Origin of the sequence: Microbacterium sp. MYb64, assembly GCF_002979495.1 — a bacterium.
GTDB classification, from domain to species: domain Bacteria; phylum Actinomycetota; class Actinomycetes; order Actinomycetales; family Microbacteriaceae; genus Microbacterium; species Microbacterium azadirachtae_A.
Genome location: NZ_PCOW01000002.1, coordinates 105,151 through 120,712 on the forward strand (window position 1 = coordinate 105,151; position 15,562 = coordinate 120,712).

The 15,562-nt window shown below is 71.8% G+C and carries 13 protein-coding genes; 8 read left to right on the plus strand and 5 right to left on the minus strand.

Annotated elements, in window-relative coordinates; translation table 11 throughout:
* Positions 1 to 12: 12 nt before the first annotated feature.
* Together CQ044_RS02640 and CQ044_RS02645 are read right to left on the minus strand one after the other, a co-directional pair.
* Positions 13 to 765 (minus strand): sugar isomerase domain-containing protein, encoded by a 753-nt coding sequence (locus CQ044_RS02640; protein WP_045273885.1) that lies wholly within the window; start codon positions 763 to 765, stop codon positions 13 to 15.
* Entirely contained in the window at positions 762 to 1,694 is a 933-nt protein-coding gene (locus CQ044_RS02645) for a MurR/RpiR family transcriptional regulator (RefSeq protein WP_258133151.1), read from the minus strand. The genes CQ044_RS02640 and CQ044_RS02645 overlap by 4 nt, the downstream gene beginning before the upstream one ends.
* A 120-nt stretch (positions 1,695 to 1,814) precedes the next feature.
* Between CQ044_RS02645 and CQ044_RS02650 the strand changes: the two genes are divergently transcribed.
* From CQ044_RS02650 to CQ044_RS02660, 3 genes are read left to right on the plus strand one after another with little or no spacing between them, the layout of a single operon-like run.
* The gene (locus CQ044_RS02650) at positions 1,815 to 2,870 is read left to right on the plus strand and encodes an N-acetylglucosamine kinase (RefSeq protein WP_146116722.1); all 1,056 of its coding nucleotides are present in this window, start codon (positions 1,815 to 1,817) and stop codon (positions 2,868 to 2,870) included.
* Positions 2,871 to 2,882: 12 nt separating this feature from the next.
* On the plus strand, positions 2,883 to 4,550 hold the full coding sequence (gene argS / locus CQ044_RS02655) for an arginine--tRNA ligase (RefSeq protein ID WP_105686663.1): 1,668 nt from the start codon (positions 2,883 to 2,885) through the stop codon (positions 4,548 to 4,550).
* Between the two features lies 1 nt (position 4,551).
* Positions 4,552 to 5,484 carry a DUF2993 domain-containing protein gene (locus CQ044_RS02660; protein WP_105686665.1) on the plus strand — a complete coding sequence of 311 codons (933 nt, stop codon included), beginning with the start codon at positions 4,552 to 4,554 and terminating at the stop codon, positions 5,482 to 5,484.
* Positions 5,485 to 5,489: 5 nt separating this feature from the next.
* Here CQ044_RS02660 and CQ044_RS02665 read toward each other — a convergent pair whose 3' ends face one another.
* Both CQ044_RS02665 and CQ044_RS02670 read right to left on the minus strand, forming a co-directional pair.
* Positions 5,490 to 6,530 carry a YhjD/YihY/BrkB family envelope integrity protein gene (locus CQ044_RS02665; RefSeq protein ID WP_105686667.1) on the minus strand — a complete coding sequence of 347 codons (1,041 nt, stop codon included), beginning with the start codon at positions 6,528 to 6,530 and terminating at the stop codon, positions 5,490 to 5,492.
* A 340-nt stretch (positions 6,531 to 6,870) separates the two neighbouring features.
* Positions 6,871 to 7,257 (minus strand): VOC family protein, encoded by a 387-nt coding sequence (locus tag CQ044_RS02670; RefSeq protein WP_105686668.1) that lies wholly within the window; start codon positions 7,255 to 7,257, stop codon positions 6,871 to 6,873.
* A gap of 181 nt (positions 7,258 to 7,438) precedes the next feature.
* Between CQ044_RS02670 and lysA the strand changes: the two genes are divergently transcribed.
* The 5 genes from lysA to prfA all read left to right on the plus strand — a co-directional run bounded on the left by lysA (position 7,439) and on the right by prfA (position 14,462).
* Positions 7,439 to 8,917 (plus strand): diaminopimelate decarboxylase, encoded by a 1,479-nt coding sequence (gene lysA, locus CQ044_RS02675; protein WP_105686669.1) that lies wholly within the window; start codon positions 7,439 to 7,441, stop codon positions 8,915 to 8,917.
* Entirely contained in the window at positions 8,914 to 10,233 is a 1,320-nt protein-coding gene (locus CQ044_RS02680; RefSeq protein WP_105686671.1) for a homoserine dehydrogenase, read from the plus strand. Before lysA ends, CQ044_RS02680 begins: the two co-directional genes overlap by 4 nt.
* 46 nt (positions 10,234 to 10,279) lie before the next feature.
* On the plus strand, positions 10,280 to 11,215 hold the full coding sequence (thrB, locus tag CQ044_RS02685; protein WP_105686672.1) for a homoserine kinase: 936 nt from the start codon (positions 10,280 to 10,282) through the stop codon (positions 11,213 to 11,215).
* A 197-nt stretch (positions 11,216 to 11,412) separates the two neighbouring features.
* Complete coding sequence (rho, locus tag CQ044_RS02690) at positions 11,413 to 13,350, plus strand: transcription termination factor Rho (protein WP_219844905.1); 1,938 nt, start codon at positions 11,413 to 11,415, stop codon at positions 13,348 to 13,350.
* 32 nt (positions 13,351 to 13,382) lie between these two features.
* On the plus strand, positions 13,383 to 14,462 hold the full coding sequence (gene prfA / locus CQ044_RS02695; RefSeq protein WP_045273879.1) for a peptide chain release factor 1: 1,080 nt from the start codon (positions 13,383 to 13,385) through the stop codon (positions 14,460 to 14,462).
* A gap of 27 nt (positions 14,463 to 14,489) precedes the next feature.
* Here prfA and CQ044_RS02700 read toward each other — a convergent pair whose 3' ends face one another.
* Complete coding sequence (locus tag CQ044_RS02700) at positions 14,490 to 15,554, minus strand: DNA polymerase IV (protein WP_181158159.1); 1,065 nt, start codon at positions 15,552 to 15,554, stop codon at positions 14,490 to 14,492.
* Between the last annotated feature and the right edge of the window lie 8 nt (positions 15,555 to 15,562).

A 15,562-nucleotide genomic window follows, 5' to 3' on the forward strand; every position in this document is an offset into this window, starting at 1 on the left:
TCTGTGGGGCGCTCAGGCGCCGCGGCGGAGCCGATCGAGATAGCGGGCTTCGAGAGCCGCGTTGTGCTCGTCGCCGCCGGGGATGTTCGCGGAGATGTACATCGGCGGCACCTCGCCGGCCTCGGCGAGAGTGCGGGCCACGCCGAGCGTGAGGAGCTGGGCGATGAACGCGGCGGTGATCGAGGAGATCGCACCCGCGGAGATGGTCTCTGTGACCTGCAGGGTGGAGTCGCCGTAGGGGGCGAGGTTGTCGATCACGACGTCGGCGATCTCGCTGAGACGCTTGCCGCTCGGGTGCTTGGGCTCGACGCGGGCGGTGTGCTCGAGGCTGGTCACCGCGATGACCTTGTGGCCGTGCTCCTTCGCCCACAGGGCCACGCCGACGATGGATCCGTTCACGCCGGAGTTCGAGGCGATCACGAAGACGTCGTTCTCGGTCACGGGGGAGACGGCCATGAGCTCGTCGACCACCCAGGGCTCGCGCTCCAGGGATCCGGTCAGCACGTCGGCCGGGCGCTCGCCGTGCAGCACGATGTCGCGCAGCGCGATGCGGTTGGTCGGGATGAGCCCGCCGGCGCGTCCTGCGATCTCCATCGCGAACGCTTCGGAGTGCCCCGTGCCGAACGCCTGGATGACTCCGCCGTCGCGCAGCGCGGTGACGAGCAGGTCGATCGCGGCGTCCAGCGCGCCGTTCTGCGCGTCGGCGGTGAGACGCTCGAGGCGCGTCTCGGCTTCGCGGAGCAGATCCTGGGGGGAGGCGCTCATCGGGTGGACTCCTTCGTTCGTTGGGGGCGGGGTGCTTCGACGGGGGACGAGGAGCGGCGGTGCGCCGAGACGGCCATCGCGCTCGCGGCGAGGCGGGTCGCCGCCTGGCCGAGCGTGCGCTGCGCCACGAGGACGTAGAGCAGGTCGATGACGAGCAGCTGCGCGTGCTTGATGGAGAGGTCGTCGGGGCGCTGCGCGGGGTTGCCGGAGGCGGTGATCAGCGCGACGTCGGCGCTCGAGGCCAGCCAGGAATCGGCGTCGGTCGTGATCGCGACGGTCAGCGCCCCCGCCGCGCGGGCGTGCGAGAGCATCTCGATGGTCTCCTCGGTGCGGCCCGTGTTCGAGATGCCCACGGCGACCGACGAGCCGTCCTGCAGCACCGCGCTGGTCAGGCCGTCGTGCACGTCGGACCAGGAGTGCGCGTTCACGCCGATCCGGTAGAGGCGACCGCGGAACTCGTCGGCGATGACGCCGCTGCCGCCCACGCCGTAGATGTCGACGTGCCTGGCCTCGGAGATCGCGCGCGCCACGAGCTGGACGTCGTCGAGGTCCAGCAGGCGCGTCGTGATCTCCATGCTCCGGGTGTGCAGGCCGAGCAGGGTGAGCAGCACCCGGTCGGCGGGGTCGTCCTGCCCGATGTCGTCGGCGATGTCGGTGCGCCACGTGGTGCCGGCGTCGCCTCGCCCGGACTCGGCCGCGACGCCGACACGGAACTGCGTGTAGCCGTCGAAGCCGATCGCGCGGCAGAAGCGGGTGACGGTGGCGGCGGAGGTGCCGGCCTGGTCGGCGAGCTCGGTGATGGTCAGCTCGACGGGGGCCGTGGGGTGCGCCGTGATCACCGCGGCGATCTTCGCCATGGCCTTCGGCATCGCCGGACGCCGCAGCGAGATCCGCTGCGTGATCGACAACTCGTTGCCGACGTCCTGCATGAGTGGCACCATTGCCTCCGGTGAAAATGCGTCGTGGATCGACGTGGTTCGGGTGAAAAACATTCTCATCTGGTCCAGGATGAAAAATCAAGTAGGACAGATAACAAATTGGGGTTCAACATGCTCGTGATCGGTGTGGACGCCGGCGGGACCTCCACCAGGGCGGTGCTCGCGACGGGCGAGGGGCACGTGATCGGCTTCGGTCGAGGTGGTAGTGGAAACCCGACTTCATCGGGGATTCCCGCGGCACTCGCCGAGGTGCGCGGCGCGATCGCCTCTGCACTCGACGCAGGAGGAGCGAGCCTCTCGGACGTGTCCGGGATGGTCGTGGCGATGGCGGGTCACGATTCGCGCGGCGGCGCGTCGGAGTGGATCCTCGATCCGCTGAAGGAAAACGGGTTCGCCGGCGCGCTGACCTTCGAATCGGATCTGCTGGCCATGTACGCGAGCGGCGCCGTGGCCCCCGTCGGCTACGGCGTGGTGTGCGGAACAGGCGCGAGCGCCGTGCGCGTGGAGGGCGGTCGCATCGTCGCCACGGCGGACGGGCTGGGCTGGCTGCTCGGCGACCGGGGGAGCGGATTCTGGATCGGCCGCGGCGCGGCGGCGGCCGCCATCGCGGAGCTGGACGGCCTCGGCCCGGAGAGCATGCTCACCGCGCGCGTGCTGCAGGCCGCCGGCATCGCCGGCGAGGGCGCCCACGCCTCGGGGAACGACGGGCGCCCTGCCGCGCTGGAGCACCTGATCCGCGTGCTGTACGCGCAGCGGCCGGTGCAGCTGTCCGGGTTCGCGCCCCTCGTGTTCGACGCCGCGGAGGAGCATGATCCGGTCGCGGAGGGAATCCTGCACGAGGCGGGCGGGCAGCTGGTACGCACGCTCGGACTGGTCCAGGCCGGGCCTGGGCCCGTGGTGATCGGCGGGAGCATCGTGCTGCGAGCCGGCGCGCCGCAGCAGATGCTGCGCGCGCACGTCGCCGAGGCCTTCGGCGACGTGCCGTTCGTGCTCGTGGACAGCGGCGCGGCCGGCGCGACGATGCTCGCGCTGCGGCACGCGGGTGTCGACGTCGACGAGGGCACGCTCGCGCGGGTGCGCGCGGGCATCGGCGAGGCGATGCGCGCCGGGGCGACGGCGGGGATCCCCGGCCCTCTCACGACGGTTCCGAAGGGCGACACGGCCTAGAATCGATAGCCTATGAACCCCGAAGCCCTCGCCACTGCGATCCTGACCGTCCTCGCCCCGATCGCGGACGAGCGACGACCCGGCGAGCCCCTTGCGCTCACCGCGGGCGACATCGTGCTGGAGCGCCCGCGCAACCGCGAGCACGGCGACTGGGCGACCAACGTCGCGATGCGCCTGGCGAAGCAGTTCGGGGCGAACCCGCGCGAGCTCGCACAGCAGATCGCCGACGGGCTCGGCGCCGTGGACGGCATCGCCGAGGCCTCGGTCGCGGGGCCGGGCTTCCTCAACGTGCGCCTCGAGGCGGGCGCTGCCGGCGCCCTCGCGAAGGTGATCGTCGACGCTGCCGAGGCGTACGGACGCAACGACTCGCAGACCGGCCGCTCGATCAACATCGAGTTCGTCTCGGCGAACCCGACCGGGCCGCTGCACATCGGGCACACCCGCTGGGCCGCGCTCGGCGACGCGATCGCGCGCCTGCTCGACGCGAGCGGTGCGACCGTGGCGCGCGAGTTCTACATCAACGACGCGGGCGCGCAGATGGAGCGGTTCGCCGGATCCATCGTCGCCGCCGCCCAGGGCGAGCCGACCCCCGAGGGCGGATACGCGGGCAGCTACATCGCGGACATCGCGCAGCGCGTGCTCGCCGATCGCCCCGACTTCCTGTCGCTGGAGCAGAGCGAGCAGCTCCTCGTCGCGCGTGAGCTCGGCTACCAGTACCAGCTGGCCGAGCAGAAGGATTCGCTGGCGAAGTTCAACGTGGTGTTCGACGTCTGGTTCTCGGAGCGGGTTCTGCACGCCAAGGGCGAGGACGGCGCGCCGAGCCTCGTCGACCAGGCCGTGGACCGGCTGCGCGTCCAGGGGCACGTGTTCGATCAGGACGACGCCGTGTGGGTGCGCACGACCGACTTCGGCGACGACAAGGACCGCGTGATCCGCCGCTCCAACGGCGAGTACACGTACTTCGCCGCCGACGCCGCTTACTACCTGAACAAGGGCGACCGCGGCTTCGAGCACAAGATCTACCTGCTCGGCGCGGACCACCACGGCTACGTGCACCGGCTGAAGGCGCTCGCGGGCGCCGCCGGCGACGACCCGGAGAAGGACGTCGAGGTGCTCATCGGGCAGCTCGTCTCGGTGGGCGGCGCCCGGCTCAGCAAGCGCGCCGGCAACATCATCGAGATGGACGACCTGCGCGAATGGCTCGGCACCGACGCGCTGCGGTACTCGCTCGAGCGCTCGCCGGCCGATTCCCCGCTGTCGCTGGATCCCGAGCTGCTGCAGAAGCGCACGAACGACAACCCGGTGTTCTACGTGCAGTACGCGCACGCGCGCACGCACAACGTCGCGCGCAACGCGGCGGACTCCGGTGTGGACCGCTCGGCGTTCGCGCCCGAGCTGCTCACGCACGAGACCGAGTCCGCGCTTCTGGGGGCTCTCCAGGAGTTCCCGCGCATCGTGGCCTTCGCCGCCGAGGTGCGCGAGCCGCACCGCGTCGCGCGCTACCTGGAGGAGCTCGCGGGCCTGTACCACCGCTGGTACGACAACTGCCGCGTGATCCCGCAGGGGGACGACCCCATCGAGGACGTGCACCGCACGCGCCTGTGGCTGAACGACGCCACCGGTCAGGTGCTGCGCAACGGGCTCGACCTGCTCGGGGTGTCCGCGCCGGAGCGGATGTGACGTGAGCGGCGCGGAAGAGGGCACGCACCCGACCGAGCCGTATCCGCGGGACCTCGGTCCCGAGCATCCGACGGTGCCGCTGCCTCCGGCTGCGGGGGCGCCGGCGCCAGGCGCCGCGCCCGGTGCGGGGCTTCCGCCTCGGCCTCCGCTGCCGTCCGCGCCCGTCGCCGTGCCGCCTCCGCGCCGGCGTGCCCGCTGGCCCTGGGTGCTCGGAATCGTGGTCGTGGTCCTCGCGGCGCTCGTCGTGGGCGGCGAGTTCGTGGCGAGGGCCGTCGTCGCGCAGCAGATCCGCTCGCAGGTGATCACCGCGCTGAAGCTCCCCGCGGATCAGCAGATGGACGTGAACGTCGGCGGGATCGTGCTGCCGCAGCTCGTGGCCGGCCGGCTGGACGATGTGCGCCTCTCCTCGAAGAGCGTCGCGATCGGCCCGATCACGAGCGCGGTGGCCGTCGATGCGAAGGGCGTGCCGATCCGCGGCGGTGAGCTGGGAAGCGCCAGGGGCACGTTCCGGATCACGGCCGATCAGCTCGAGAAGGCCATCACAGCGGCCGCCGGATCCACCCCGATCGACTCGGTGACGCTGGACGGCAAGGACGTCAAGGCGACCGGATCCGTGAAGCTGTTCGGCGCGACCGTGCCGCTCGCCCTCGCGCTCACCCCTGGTGCGGAGGGCGGCGAGCTCACCTTCACGCCCACCTCGGCGACCATCGGCGCCATGACGCTGGACGCCTCCGACACATCATCGCCGTTCGCGAGCGCGCTCAAGCCGCTGTTCGCCACGCAGAAGCTCTGCATCGCCGACCGGCTTCCGGCGGGGGTGCACCTGAGCGGGCTGCGCGTGGACGGCGAGGCCCTCGTGGCGACGTTCTCCGCGGACAGCGCGATCACCACGGATCCGAATCTCCTCGAGAACGGGACCTGCCAGGGGCAGTAGGCCCGTCAGGAGCCGTGGCGCTCCGTCGCGACCTGGTCCCGCGCCGCGTCGCGCTCGGCCGTGGTCGCGACGAGCAGCCGTTCGGCGCGCTGGAGGCGCCGTTCGGCGAACGTGCGCGGTCTGCCGGTGTCGCGATCCTCGCCGTCCTCGACCCCGGTGATGATCCAGGCGCTCGTGAGCAGAACGACCTGCGCGGACAGGTTGAGCCAGAGCAGCAGCGCGATGAGCGCCGCGAAGGAGGCGAGCAGCGGGTTCGACGAGGCGCCGCCGACGAACAGGGTGGACAGCTGCTGCAGCACCAGCAGGCCGAGGCCGCCGAGCGCGGATCCCGCCCAGAGGGTGCGCGCGCCGGCGCGCACACCCGAGAGCACCGAGAACAGCCCCGCGATGAGGGCGGTGTCGAGCGCGAACACGATCAGGAGCGACAGGATCCGCTCGGTCCACGCGGTCGCAGGGGAGTGGCGGAGGCCCAGCAGATCGGCGATCTGGTCGAGCCCCACGGAGCCGACCACCGTGGCGGCCGCGCTGAGCGCGAAGCCGATCCCGATCCCGGCGGCCAGAGCGAGGTTGCGGCCGATCACCCAGTACCACTGCACGTCGTCGGCGAGGGCGCCGGCGAGGGTGCGCAGGGCGATGCGCAGGGATCCGATCGCGCCGAGCGCGGCGCCCACGAGCCCGGCGAGCGAGACGATCCCCGCGATCGACAGCCCGGTCGGGGCGGTGATCTTCTCGGGGTCGATGAGGCCGCCGGATCCGACGAGCCCCGGCACGGCGGCGTCGACCGCCCTGACGAGCGCGGTGAGCGCGGCGGGGTTGCCGGCCAGCCACAGCCCCGCCGCGGAGAAGCCCAGCAGCACGGCGGCGAACAGGCTGAACAGCGCGCGGTAGGTGATCCCGTCGGCCAGGGCGGGGCCGTGCTTCTCGGAGTACAGCAGCCAGGCGCGCGCGAGACGCCACCGCAGCACGCGCGCCAGCACGGCGTCGATCGTGCGCGGCAGCCACGGCTTCTGCGCGCGTGCGCCCTCGGATGCGGTGCGGGTGCCCATGCTCCGAGCGTACCGAGCCCCGATTCCGCCCCCCCACTTCCGGGTCGTCCCCATGAGCGGAGCCCATAGGGTGCGCTGACGGGGACGACCCGGAAGTGGGGGAGCCGGATCCAGGGGCCTTGTGCGGGGCGTGGCCGAGGGCACGGCTTGTCGCCGGGCGGACCGTCTGCTGCCGAGCGCACGGCTTGATGGCGAGCGCACGGCCTGTTGCCGAGCGCACGGCTTATTGCCGAGCGCACGGCTTGATGGCGCGAGGATCCGGTGCTTTCGGCAGGATTCCGTGCCCTCGGCGAGCGTCGGCGTCGTCGGCGAGCGTCGGCGTCGTCGGCGAGAGGCGCCGTCAGCCTGCGACGATCTCGGCCTTGAACCCTTCGTCGTTCTCCAGCCACCCTGCGTAGTGATCCGGGCCGCCGGCGTGCGGATAGCGGTCGGCGTACAGCGGCTGCCAGCCGTGCGCGGCTGCGGCGGTCATGAGCGCGTCGACCTCGACGCGGGATCCGCCGTGGAACGCCAGGTGGTTCAGCCCTGGCAGGCGCCGGTCGTGATCCTCTCCGTGCAGCGCCGGGGCCGAGCAGATCGTGAGGTAAGCGTCCCCGACCCGCCAGGACCGCCCCTCGGCCCACGCATCGGCCGGCTCGAAGCCGAGTCGCTCGAGAAGCCAGCCCCACGCGGGGGCGGCCAGCCCCACGTCGGCGACCCAGAGTTCGACGTGATGGAATCCGCGCATCCCGCCATCCAATCAGACGCGCCCGCCGCCCCCCTGCTACGCCTTCTGCCGCCCGGGCCGCCGTCGTCCCGCGGCGTCACACCCGTCGGGGCGGACCGGTGCCGTGCCTTAGAATTCTCAGAACTCGGCACGCTCTGGGCCGGGCTCGAACACCCGAGACACCCACGACGATTGGTGCCCTGTGCTTCCCGCATCGCCCGACGACGCGCTCGCCCCGGAATGGCTGAAGGAACCGGCCGATCCGAACGATCTCGCCCCGGGGGTGTGGCCCGCGTCTGCGCGGCGCGACGCCGACGGAGAGCTCGAGCTCGGTGGCGTGGGCGTCGCCGAGCTGCGGGCCCGTTTCGGCACCCCCCTCTACGTGCTCGATGAGGCCGAGGTGCGCGCCCACGCGGCGCGGATCAAGGGCGCTTTCGACACCGCGGCGGCCGCGCACGGCGTCAAGGCACGCGTCTACTACGCGGGCAAGGCGTTCCTCAGCACCGAGGTCGCACGCTGGGTGACCCAGGAGGGCCTGCGCGTCGACGTCTGCAGCCGCGGGGAGCTCGAGATCGCCCTCGCCGCCGGCGTCAAGCCGTCCCGGATCGGCTTCCACGGCAACAACAAGAGCGTCTCCGAGCTGGAGCGAGCCGTCGAGGCCGGCGTCGGCACGATCATCCTCGACTCGGCGATCGAGATCGAGCGCCTCGGCGCGATCGCCGAGCGCCGCAGCGCCGCGAGCAACGGCACGGGGTCCGACGGATACGTCCAGCGCGTGCTGCTCCGGGTGAACAGCGGCGTGCACGCGGAGACCCACGACTTCCTCGCCACCGCGCACGAGGACCAGAAGTTCGGCACCTCGCTCGAGGCGGCGCCCGCGCTCGTCGAGCGGATCCGCGAGATCCCGAGCCTGAAGCTGCGCGGCCTGCACTGCCACATCGGATCCCAGATCTTCGGATCCGCCGGCTTCGCCGAGTCCGCCTCGCGTGTCGTCGATCTGCACGCGGAGCTGCGCGAGGGCGGGGAGCTGCCCCTGCTCAACCTCGGCGGCGGCTTCGGCATCGCGTACACCGCGGCCGACGATCCGACCCCGATCGAGGAGCTCGCCACGGCGATCGTCGAGGCCGTCGCGCGCGAGTGCGAGGTGCGCGGGATCCCGATCCCCACGCTGGCGTTCGAGCCCGGCCGCGCGGTCGTCGGGCAGGCCGGCGTCACCCTGTACGAGGTCGGCACCACCAAGGAGGTGTCGCTCGGCGAGCGCGGAGAGCGCCTCTACGTGAGCGTCGACGGGGGCATGAGCGACAACGCACGGCCCGCCCTGTACGGTGCCCAGTACTCCGCGCGCATCGCCTCGCGCGAGGGCACGGGCGCACCGGTGCTCGCGCGCGTCGTGGGCTCGCACTGCGAATCGGGGGACATCGTCGTCGATCACGAGTACCTCCCCTCCGACGTCACCCCGGGCGACCTGCTCGCGGTGCCGGCGACCGGCGCGTACTGTCACGCGCTGTCCAGCAACTACAACCACACCCCGCGCCCCGCGGTCGTCGCCGTGCGCGACGGCCAGGCGCGGGTGATCGTGCGGGGGGAGACCCTCGACGACCTCCTCTCCCGCGACGCCGGCATCGCCGCCCGCCGGACGAAGGAAGCCACCGGCGCCCGCGCCGGAGAAGGAGAAGCATGACGGAAATCGACGGCCTCCGCCGCACCCTCCGCGTCGCCCTGCTCGGGGCGGGATCCGTGGGATCCCAGGTCGCGCGCCTGCTCCTCGAGCACCAGAGCGACCTCGCCGAGCGCAGCGGCGCCCGGCTCGAGCTCGCGGGGATCCTGGTCCGCGACATCGATGCGCCGCGCGACGCCGAGCTGCCGCGCGAGCTGCTCACGACCGACGCGGAGGCGCTGATCCAGAGCGCGGACATCGTGATCGAGCTCATGGGCGGGATCGAGCCGGCGCGCGGCTACGTGCTGCAGGCGCTGCGCAGCGGGGCCGACGTCGTCACGGGCAACAAGGCGCTGCTCGCCACGCACGGCGCGGAGATCTTCGAGGCCGCGGATCAGGTCGGCGCCTCCGTGTCGTACGAGGCGGCCGTCGCCGCGGCGATCCCGATCATCCGCCCGCTGCGCGACTCCCTCGCCGGCGACCGGATCAAGCGGATCTTCGGCATCGTCAACGGCAGCACGAACTACATCCTCGACTCCATGGACCGCCAGGGCCTGAGCGCTCAGGAGGCGCAGCGGATCGCCACCGAGCTCGGCTATCTCGAGGCGGATCCCTCGCTCGATCTCGAGGGTTACGACGCGGCGCAGAAGGCCGCGATCCTGGCCAGTCTCGCGTTCCACACGCAGGTCTCGCTCGAAGACGTGCACCGCCAGGGCATCGAGTCCGTCACGGCCGACATGATCGCCGATGCCCGCAGGGCGGGCTACGTGATCAAGCTGCTCGCGGTGTGCGAGCGCCTGTCCGAGGACGACGGAGACGCCGTCTCCGTGCGCGTGTATCCCGCGCTGATCGACCGCGAGCACCCGATGGCGAGCGTGCACGGCGGCAACAACGCCGTGTTCGTCGAGGCCGAGGCGGCCGGCCCGCTCATGTTCTACGGGGCGGGCGCGGGCGGCGTGCAGACCGCGTCGGCCGTGCTCGGCGACGTCGTCTCCGCCGCGCGCCGGCACATCGCCGGGGGCGTGGGCGTGGGGGAGTCCGCCAGGCAGAGCCTGCCGATGGCGCCGTTCGGCCACATCACCACGCGCTACCAGATCACGATCGAGGTCGCGGACGTCACCGGCGTGCTCGCGACCGTGGCCGGGATCCTCAGCGATCACGGCGTCTCCATCGCGACCGCACTGCAGACGATCGAGCGGGGCGAGGAGAGCAGCACCGCCCGCATCGTGATCGGCACCCACCGCGCCACCGAGCAGGCGCTCAGCGACACCGTCGCCCGGCTCGCCGACAGCGACGCCGTCACACGGGTGCTGTCGGTGCTGCGCGTCGAGGGGGAGTGACGTGAATTCCACGCTTCACCCGGTCCCCGAGCCCGCCGAAGGGCCGATGCCGGGGCGCACCGTCGAGGTGCGCGTCCCCGCCACGAGCGCCAACCTCGGTCCGGGGTTCGACACCCTTGGCCTCGCGCTCAGCATGTACGACGAGCTCGAGGTCACGGCTCTCGAGCCCGGCCTGCTCGAAGTCGAGGTCTCCGGATCCGGCGCGGAGGAGATCGCCCGCGACGCGTCCAACCTCGTGATCCGCTCGATCGCGCACGTCTTCGCCGACGTGGGCGTCGCGATGCCGGGGATCCGGCTCGTGGCGCGCAACGGCGTTCCGCACGGGCGAGGTCTCGGCTCCTCCGGTGCCGCGGTCGCCGCCGGCGTGCTGGCCGCGCAGGGTCTTCTGGCGGGGATCGTCGAACTCGACGACGCGGCGCTGCTGCGCCTCGCGACGGAGCTCGAGGGACATCCCGACAACGTCGCCCCCGCACTGTTCGGCGGTCTGACGATCGCCTGGACGGCCGCGCGCGGTCCGCAGCACAAGAAGCTGCTCGTGCACCGGGGCGTCTCGCCGCTCGTGCTCGTCCCCGGTTACACGATGTCGACCAAGGCGGCGCGCAGCCTGCAGCCGGAGCAGGTGCCGAGCGAGGACGCGGTGTTCAACGTCTCCCGCTCCGCGCTGCTCATCGCCGCGCTCACCCAGAGCCCCGACGTGCTGCTGGACGCGACCGATGACCGGCTGCACCAGGATTACCGCGCGCCCGCGATGCCGGAGACGAACCGCCTCGTGCGCGCCCTGCGCGCGGAGGGATTCGCGGCGGTCGTCTCCGGCGCCGGACCCAGCGTGCTGGTGCTGTGCGACGGGCCGGGCAGCCGCCTCGACGCGGTGCGGATCGCCGACGCCGTCACGGACACTCCGTGGATCCCGCAGATGGTCGCCGTCGATGTGCGAGGTGGTACAGTGAGGGAACGAGCGGAGGGTTCTTCGTCACAATCGTGATCCCGACCCGCGACGCACTTCCCGCGTCAGCCGCACAGCACCCGAAACCGCAGGACGAGCCGGTCACCGAGCTCTATGTCAGCGTGTTCTCCGGGTGGCATGCAGGGGACAGCCTGTTCTCGGCATGATCGTGCGGTCGCGCCTCGGCATCTGCCGTGTGCGCGCCGAAATACCCACGACTTACAAGAGGAGTACTCGTGGAGACTATCTCCGAGACCCAGATCGACACTTCGGCTCCGGCCGATCAGGCGTCCGCTGAGGACGCGCCCAAGGCGCCGCGCAAGCGCGCCCCGCGTCGCGCGAACACGGCGACGGCTGCGGCGAAGGCCGCCGAAGCCGCTGAGGCCGCGCCCGCCGCCGCCGAGGTCGCACCCGCTGCCGAGGCTCCGGCCGAGGCCGCTCCGAAGGCGAAGGCTCCGCGCCGCAGCCGGGCCAAGAAGACCGAGGACGCGCCCGCCGACGCTCCGGCCGAGGCGGCTCCCGCCGCGGAGGCTCCCGCGGCCGACGCTCCGGCCGAGGCTGCTCCGAAGGCGAAGGCTCCGCGCCGCAGCCGGGCCAAGAAGGCCGAGGACGCTCCGGCGGAGGCCGCGGCAGACGCTCCGGTCGAGGCCGCGTCCGAGCCTGCAGTGAAGGAGGCACCCGCCGAGTCCGCCGCCGCCGACGCGCAGCCGGCGGACAACCCCGCCGAGGGCGGCGACGAGACGAGCGGCCGCAGCCGCAGCCGGTCCCGCAGCCGCAGCCGCAACCGCAATGGCGGTCAGGACGGCCAGAGCAGCGGTGGTCAGGGTAACCAGAACGGCAACCAGGGCAACCAGAACAGCAACCAGGGCGGCCGTGGCGGCGCCCAGGACGCCGACGAAGACGGCGGCAGCGCCCGCGGACGTCAGCGCAACAAGCGCCGCAGCGGCACGAACCAGAACATCGACGAGTTCGAGACCGAGATCGGCGAGGACGACGTCCTCATCCCGATCGCCGGCATCCTCGACGTGCTGGACAACTACGCCTTCGTGCGCACCAGCGGCTACCTGTCCGGCCCCAGCGACGTGTACGTCTCGCTCGGCCAGGTCAAGAAGTACAACCTGCGCAAGGGCGATGCCGTCGTCGGTGCGATCAAGCAGCCTCGCGAGGGCGAGCAGCAGGGGCGCCAGAAGTACAACGCGCTGGTCAAGGTCGACTCGATCAACGGCCTGAGCACGGACGACGCCGCGAACCGCGTCGAGTTCTCCGCGCTCACCCCGCTCTACCCGCAGGAGCGCCTGCGCCTGGAGACGGCGCCGGAGAAGCTCACGCAGCGCATCATCGACCTCGTCGCCCCGATCGGCAAGGGCCAGCGCGGACTCATCGTCGCGCCCCCGAAGGCGGGCAAGACGATCGTGCTGCAGCAGATCGCGAACGCGATCGCGCAGAACAACCCCGAGGTGCACCTCATGGTCGTGCTCGTCGACGAGCGCCCCGAAGAGGTCACCGACATGCAGCGCACGGTCAAGGGCGAGGTCATCGCCTCGACCTTCGACCGCCCCGCGGAGGACCACACGACGGTCGCGGAGCTCGCGATCGAGCGCGCCAAGCGCCTCGTCGAGCTGGGCCGCGACGTGGTCGTGCTGCTGGACTCGATCACCCGCCTCGGCCGCGCGTACAACATCGCGGCTCCGGCCTCCGGCCGCGTGCTCACGGGTGGCGTGGACGCTTCCGCGCTCTACCCGCCGAAGCGCTTCTTCGGCGCTGCGCGCAACATCGAGAACGGCGGATCGCTCACGATCCTCGCGACCGCGCTGGTGGAGACCGGATCCAAGATGGACGAGGTCATCTTCGAGGAGTTCAAGGGCACCGGCAACAGCGAGCTGCGCCTCAGCCGCGCGCTGGCCGACAAGCGGATCTTCCCGGCCGTGGACGTCAACGCGTCCTCGACCCGCCGCGAGGAGATGCTGCTGAGCCCCGACGAGGTCAAGATCACGTGGAAGCTGCGCCGCGCCTTGGCAGGGCTCGACCCGCAGCAGGCCCTCGAGGTCGTCCTCGGCAAGCTCAAGGAGACCGAGTCGAACGTCGAGTTCCTGCTGCAGATGCAGAACGCGCAGCTGGGCAAGCCGGCTTCCGGCACCGGCCACAGCCACGCGTCCGAGAACAGCATCCGCTGATCCGCGCCGCCTGAACCAGGGATCCGGTCGTCATGTTCGAGCAGGTCGAGTCGCTGCGCGACGAGCACCGCAGGGTGGAGAGGGAGCTCTCCGACCCCGAGGTGCACGCCGACGCCGCGCGGGCGAAGCGCGTCAACCGCCGCTACGCCGAGCTCAGCCGCATCGTCAAGGCGCATGACGACTGGATCGCCGCGGGCGAGGACCTCCAGACCGCGCGGGAGTTCGCCCGCGAGGACGAGTCCATCGCGGCGGAGATCCCCGGCATGGAGGAGGGGCTGCAGGGCGCCCAGGAGAAGCTCCGGCGCCTGCTGATCCCTCGGGATCCGGATGACGCGCGCGACGTGATCATGGAGATCAAGGCGGGGGAGGGCGGAGCTGAATCCGCCCTCTTCGCCGCCGATCTGCTGCGCATGTACGTGCAGTACGCCGCGTCGAAGGGGTGGAAGACCGAGCTCCTGGAGCGCACCGAGTCCGATCTCGGCGGCTACAAGGACGTGCAGGTCGCGATCAAGGGATCCTCGACCGACCCCTCGCAGGGCGTCTGGGCGCACCTCAAGTACGAGGGCGGCGTGCACCGGGTGCAGCGCGTTCCCGCGACCGAGTCGCAGGGGCGCATCCACACGTCCACGACGGGCGTGCTGGTGTTCCCCGAGGTGGATGAGCCCGACGAGGTCGCCATCAACCAGAACGACCTGAAGATCGACGTGTTCCGCTCCTCCGGTCCCGGAGGACAGTCGGTGAACACGACCGACTCCGCGGTCCGCATCACGCACGTGCCGACCGGCATCGTCGTCTCGATGCAGAACGAGAAGTCGCAGCTGCAGAACCGCGAGGCGGCCATGCGCGTGCTGCGCGCCCGGCTGCTCGCGAAGCAGCAGGAGGAGCTCGATGCGGCGGCCTCCGACGCCCGCCGCTCGCAGATCCGCGGGATGGACCGCTCCGAGCGGATCCGCACCTACAACTTCCCGGAGAACCGGATCGCGGATCACCGCACCGGGTTCAAGGCCTACAACCTCGACCAGGTGATGGACGGGGCCCTCGAGCCGATCATCGAGTCCGCGATCCACGCGGATGAAGAGGCCCAGCTCGCCGCCCTCGGCACCGAGGGCTGAACGCGACGCGCGGTCACGGACCGCGCGTCACCATGCTCCGCGGGTGGGCGTGCGACCGTCGCGCGCATCCTCCGGCAGTGCCATCTCCGCGCGCATCCCCAGCAGGCGCACCGCGCGGTCGGGGGCGATCCGGGCGATGAGCTCCTTCGCCTTCGCGAGGACCACGTCGCGGTCCGCGGTCTCCGGGATGCGCTTCGTGAACGTCTTCGTCGTGAACGGCGCGTAGCGCACCTTCAGTCCGAGGCCGATGACGGGCCGTCCGTCCTCCTTCACGTCGTCCAGGACCTGCGCGAGCAGCGTCAGCGCGGCCCGCTCGATCTCCGCACGGTCGGCGAGGTCGGTCTGGTACGTGGTCTCCCGGCTGTGTCCGCGCGGGACCCACGGCGTGTCGTCGACGACGGCCGAGCCGCCGCCGCGGCCGAGCTCCCGGTACCAGAGACCCATCCGCGGGCCGAACTCGGCGGTGAGCGCGGGTTCGGGCGCCACGGCGAGCTCTGCGACCGTGCGGATGCCGAGGGCGAGGAGCCGCTTCGAGACCTTCGTGCCGACGCCCCACAGCTCGATCACCGCTCGCGCGCCCATCACCTCGTCCCAGTTCTCGGCGGTGAGGCGGAACACGCCCTGCGGCTTGCCGAAGCCGGTCGCGATCTTTGCGCGCACGAGGGTGTCGCCGATCCCCACGCTGCAAAGCAGCCGGGTGCGGTCCAGAACCGCCTGCTGCAGGCGTCGTGCGTAAGCCTCCGGATCCTCCGTGTCGACGCCCACGAAGGCCTCGTCCCATCCCAGAACCTGCACCACGGCGGCGGGCAGCGCGCGCAGCACCGACATGACCTCGGCGGAGGCGGCCAGATACGCCGGGGCGTCCACGGGCAGGATCACCGCGTCCGGCACCTTGCGGGCGGCGATCCGCAACGGCATCCCCGATCCCACGCCGAACGCGCGGGCCTCGTAGGAGGCGGTGGACACCACGGCGCGCTCGGTGGGATCTCCGCGGCCGCCCACGATGACGGGGAGGCCGGCCAGTTCGGGCCGGCGCAGCACCTCGACGGCCGCGATGAACTGGTCGAGGTCCACGTGGAGCACCCAGCGCATGATCCCGA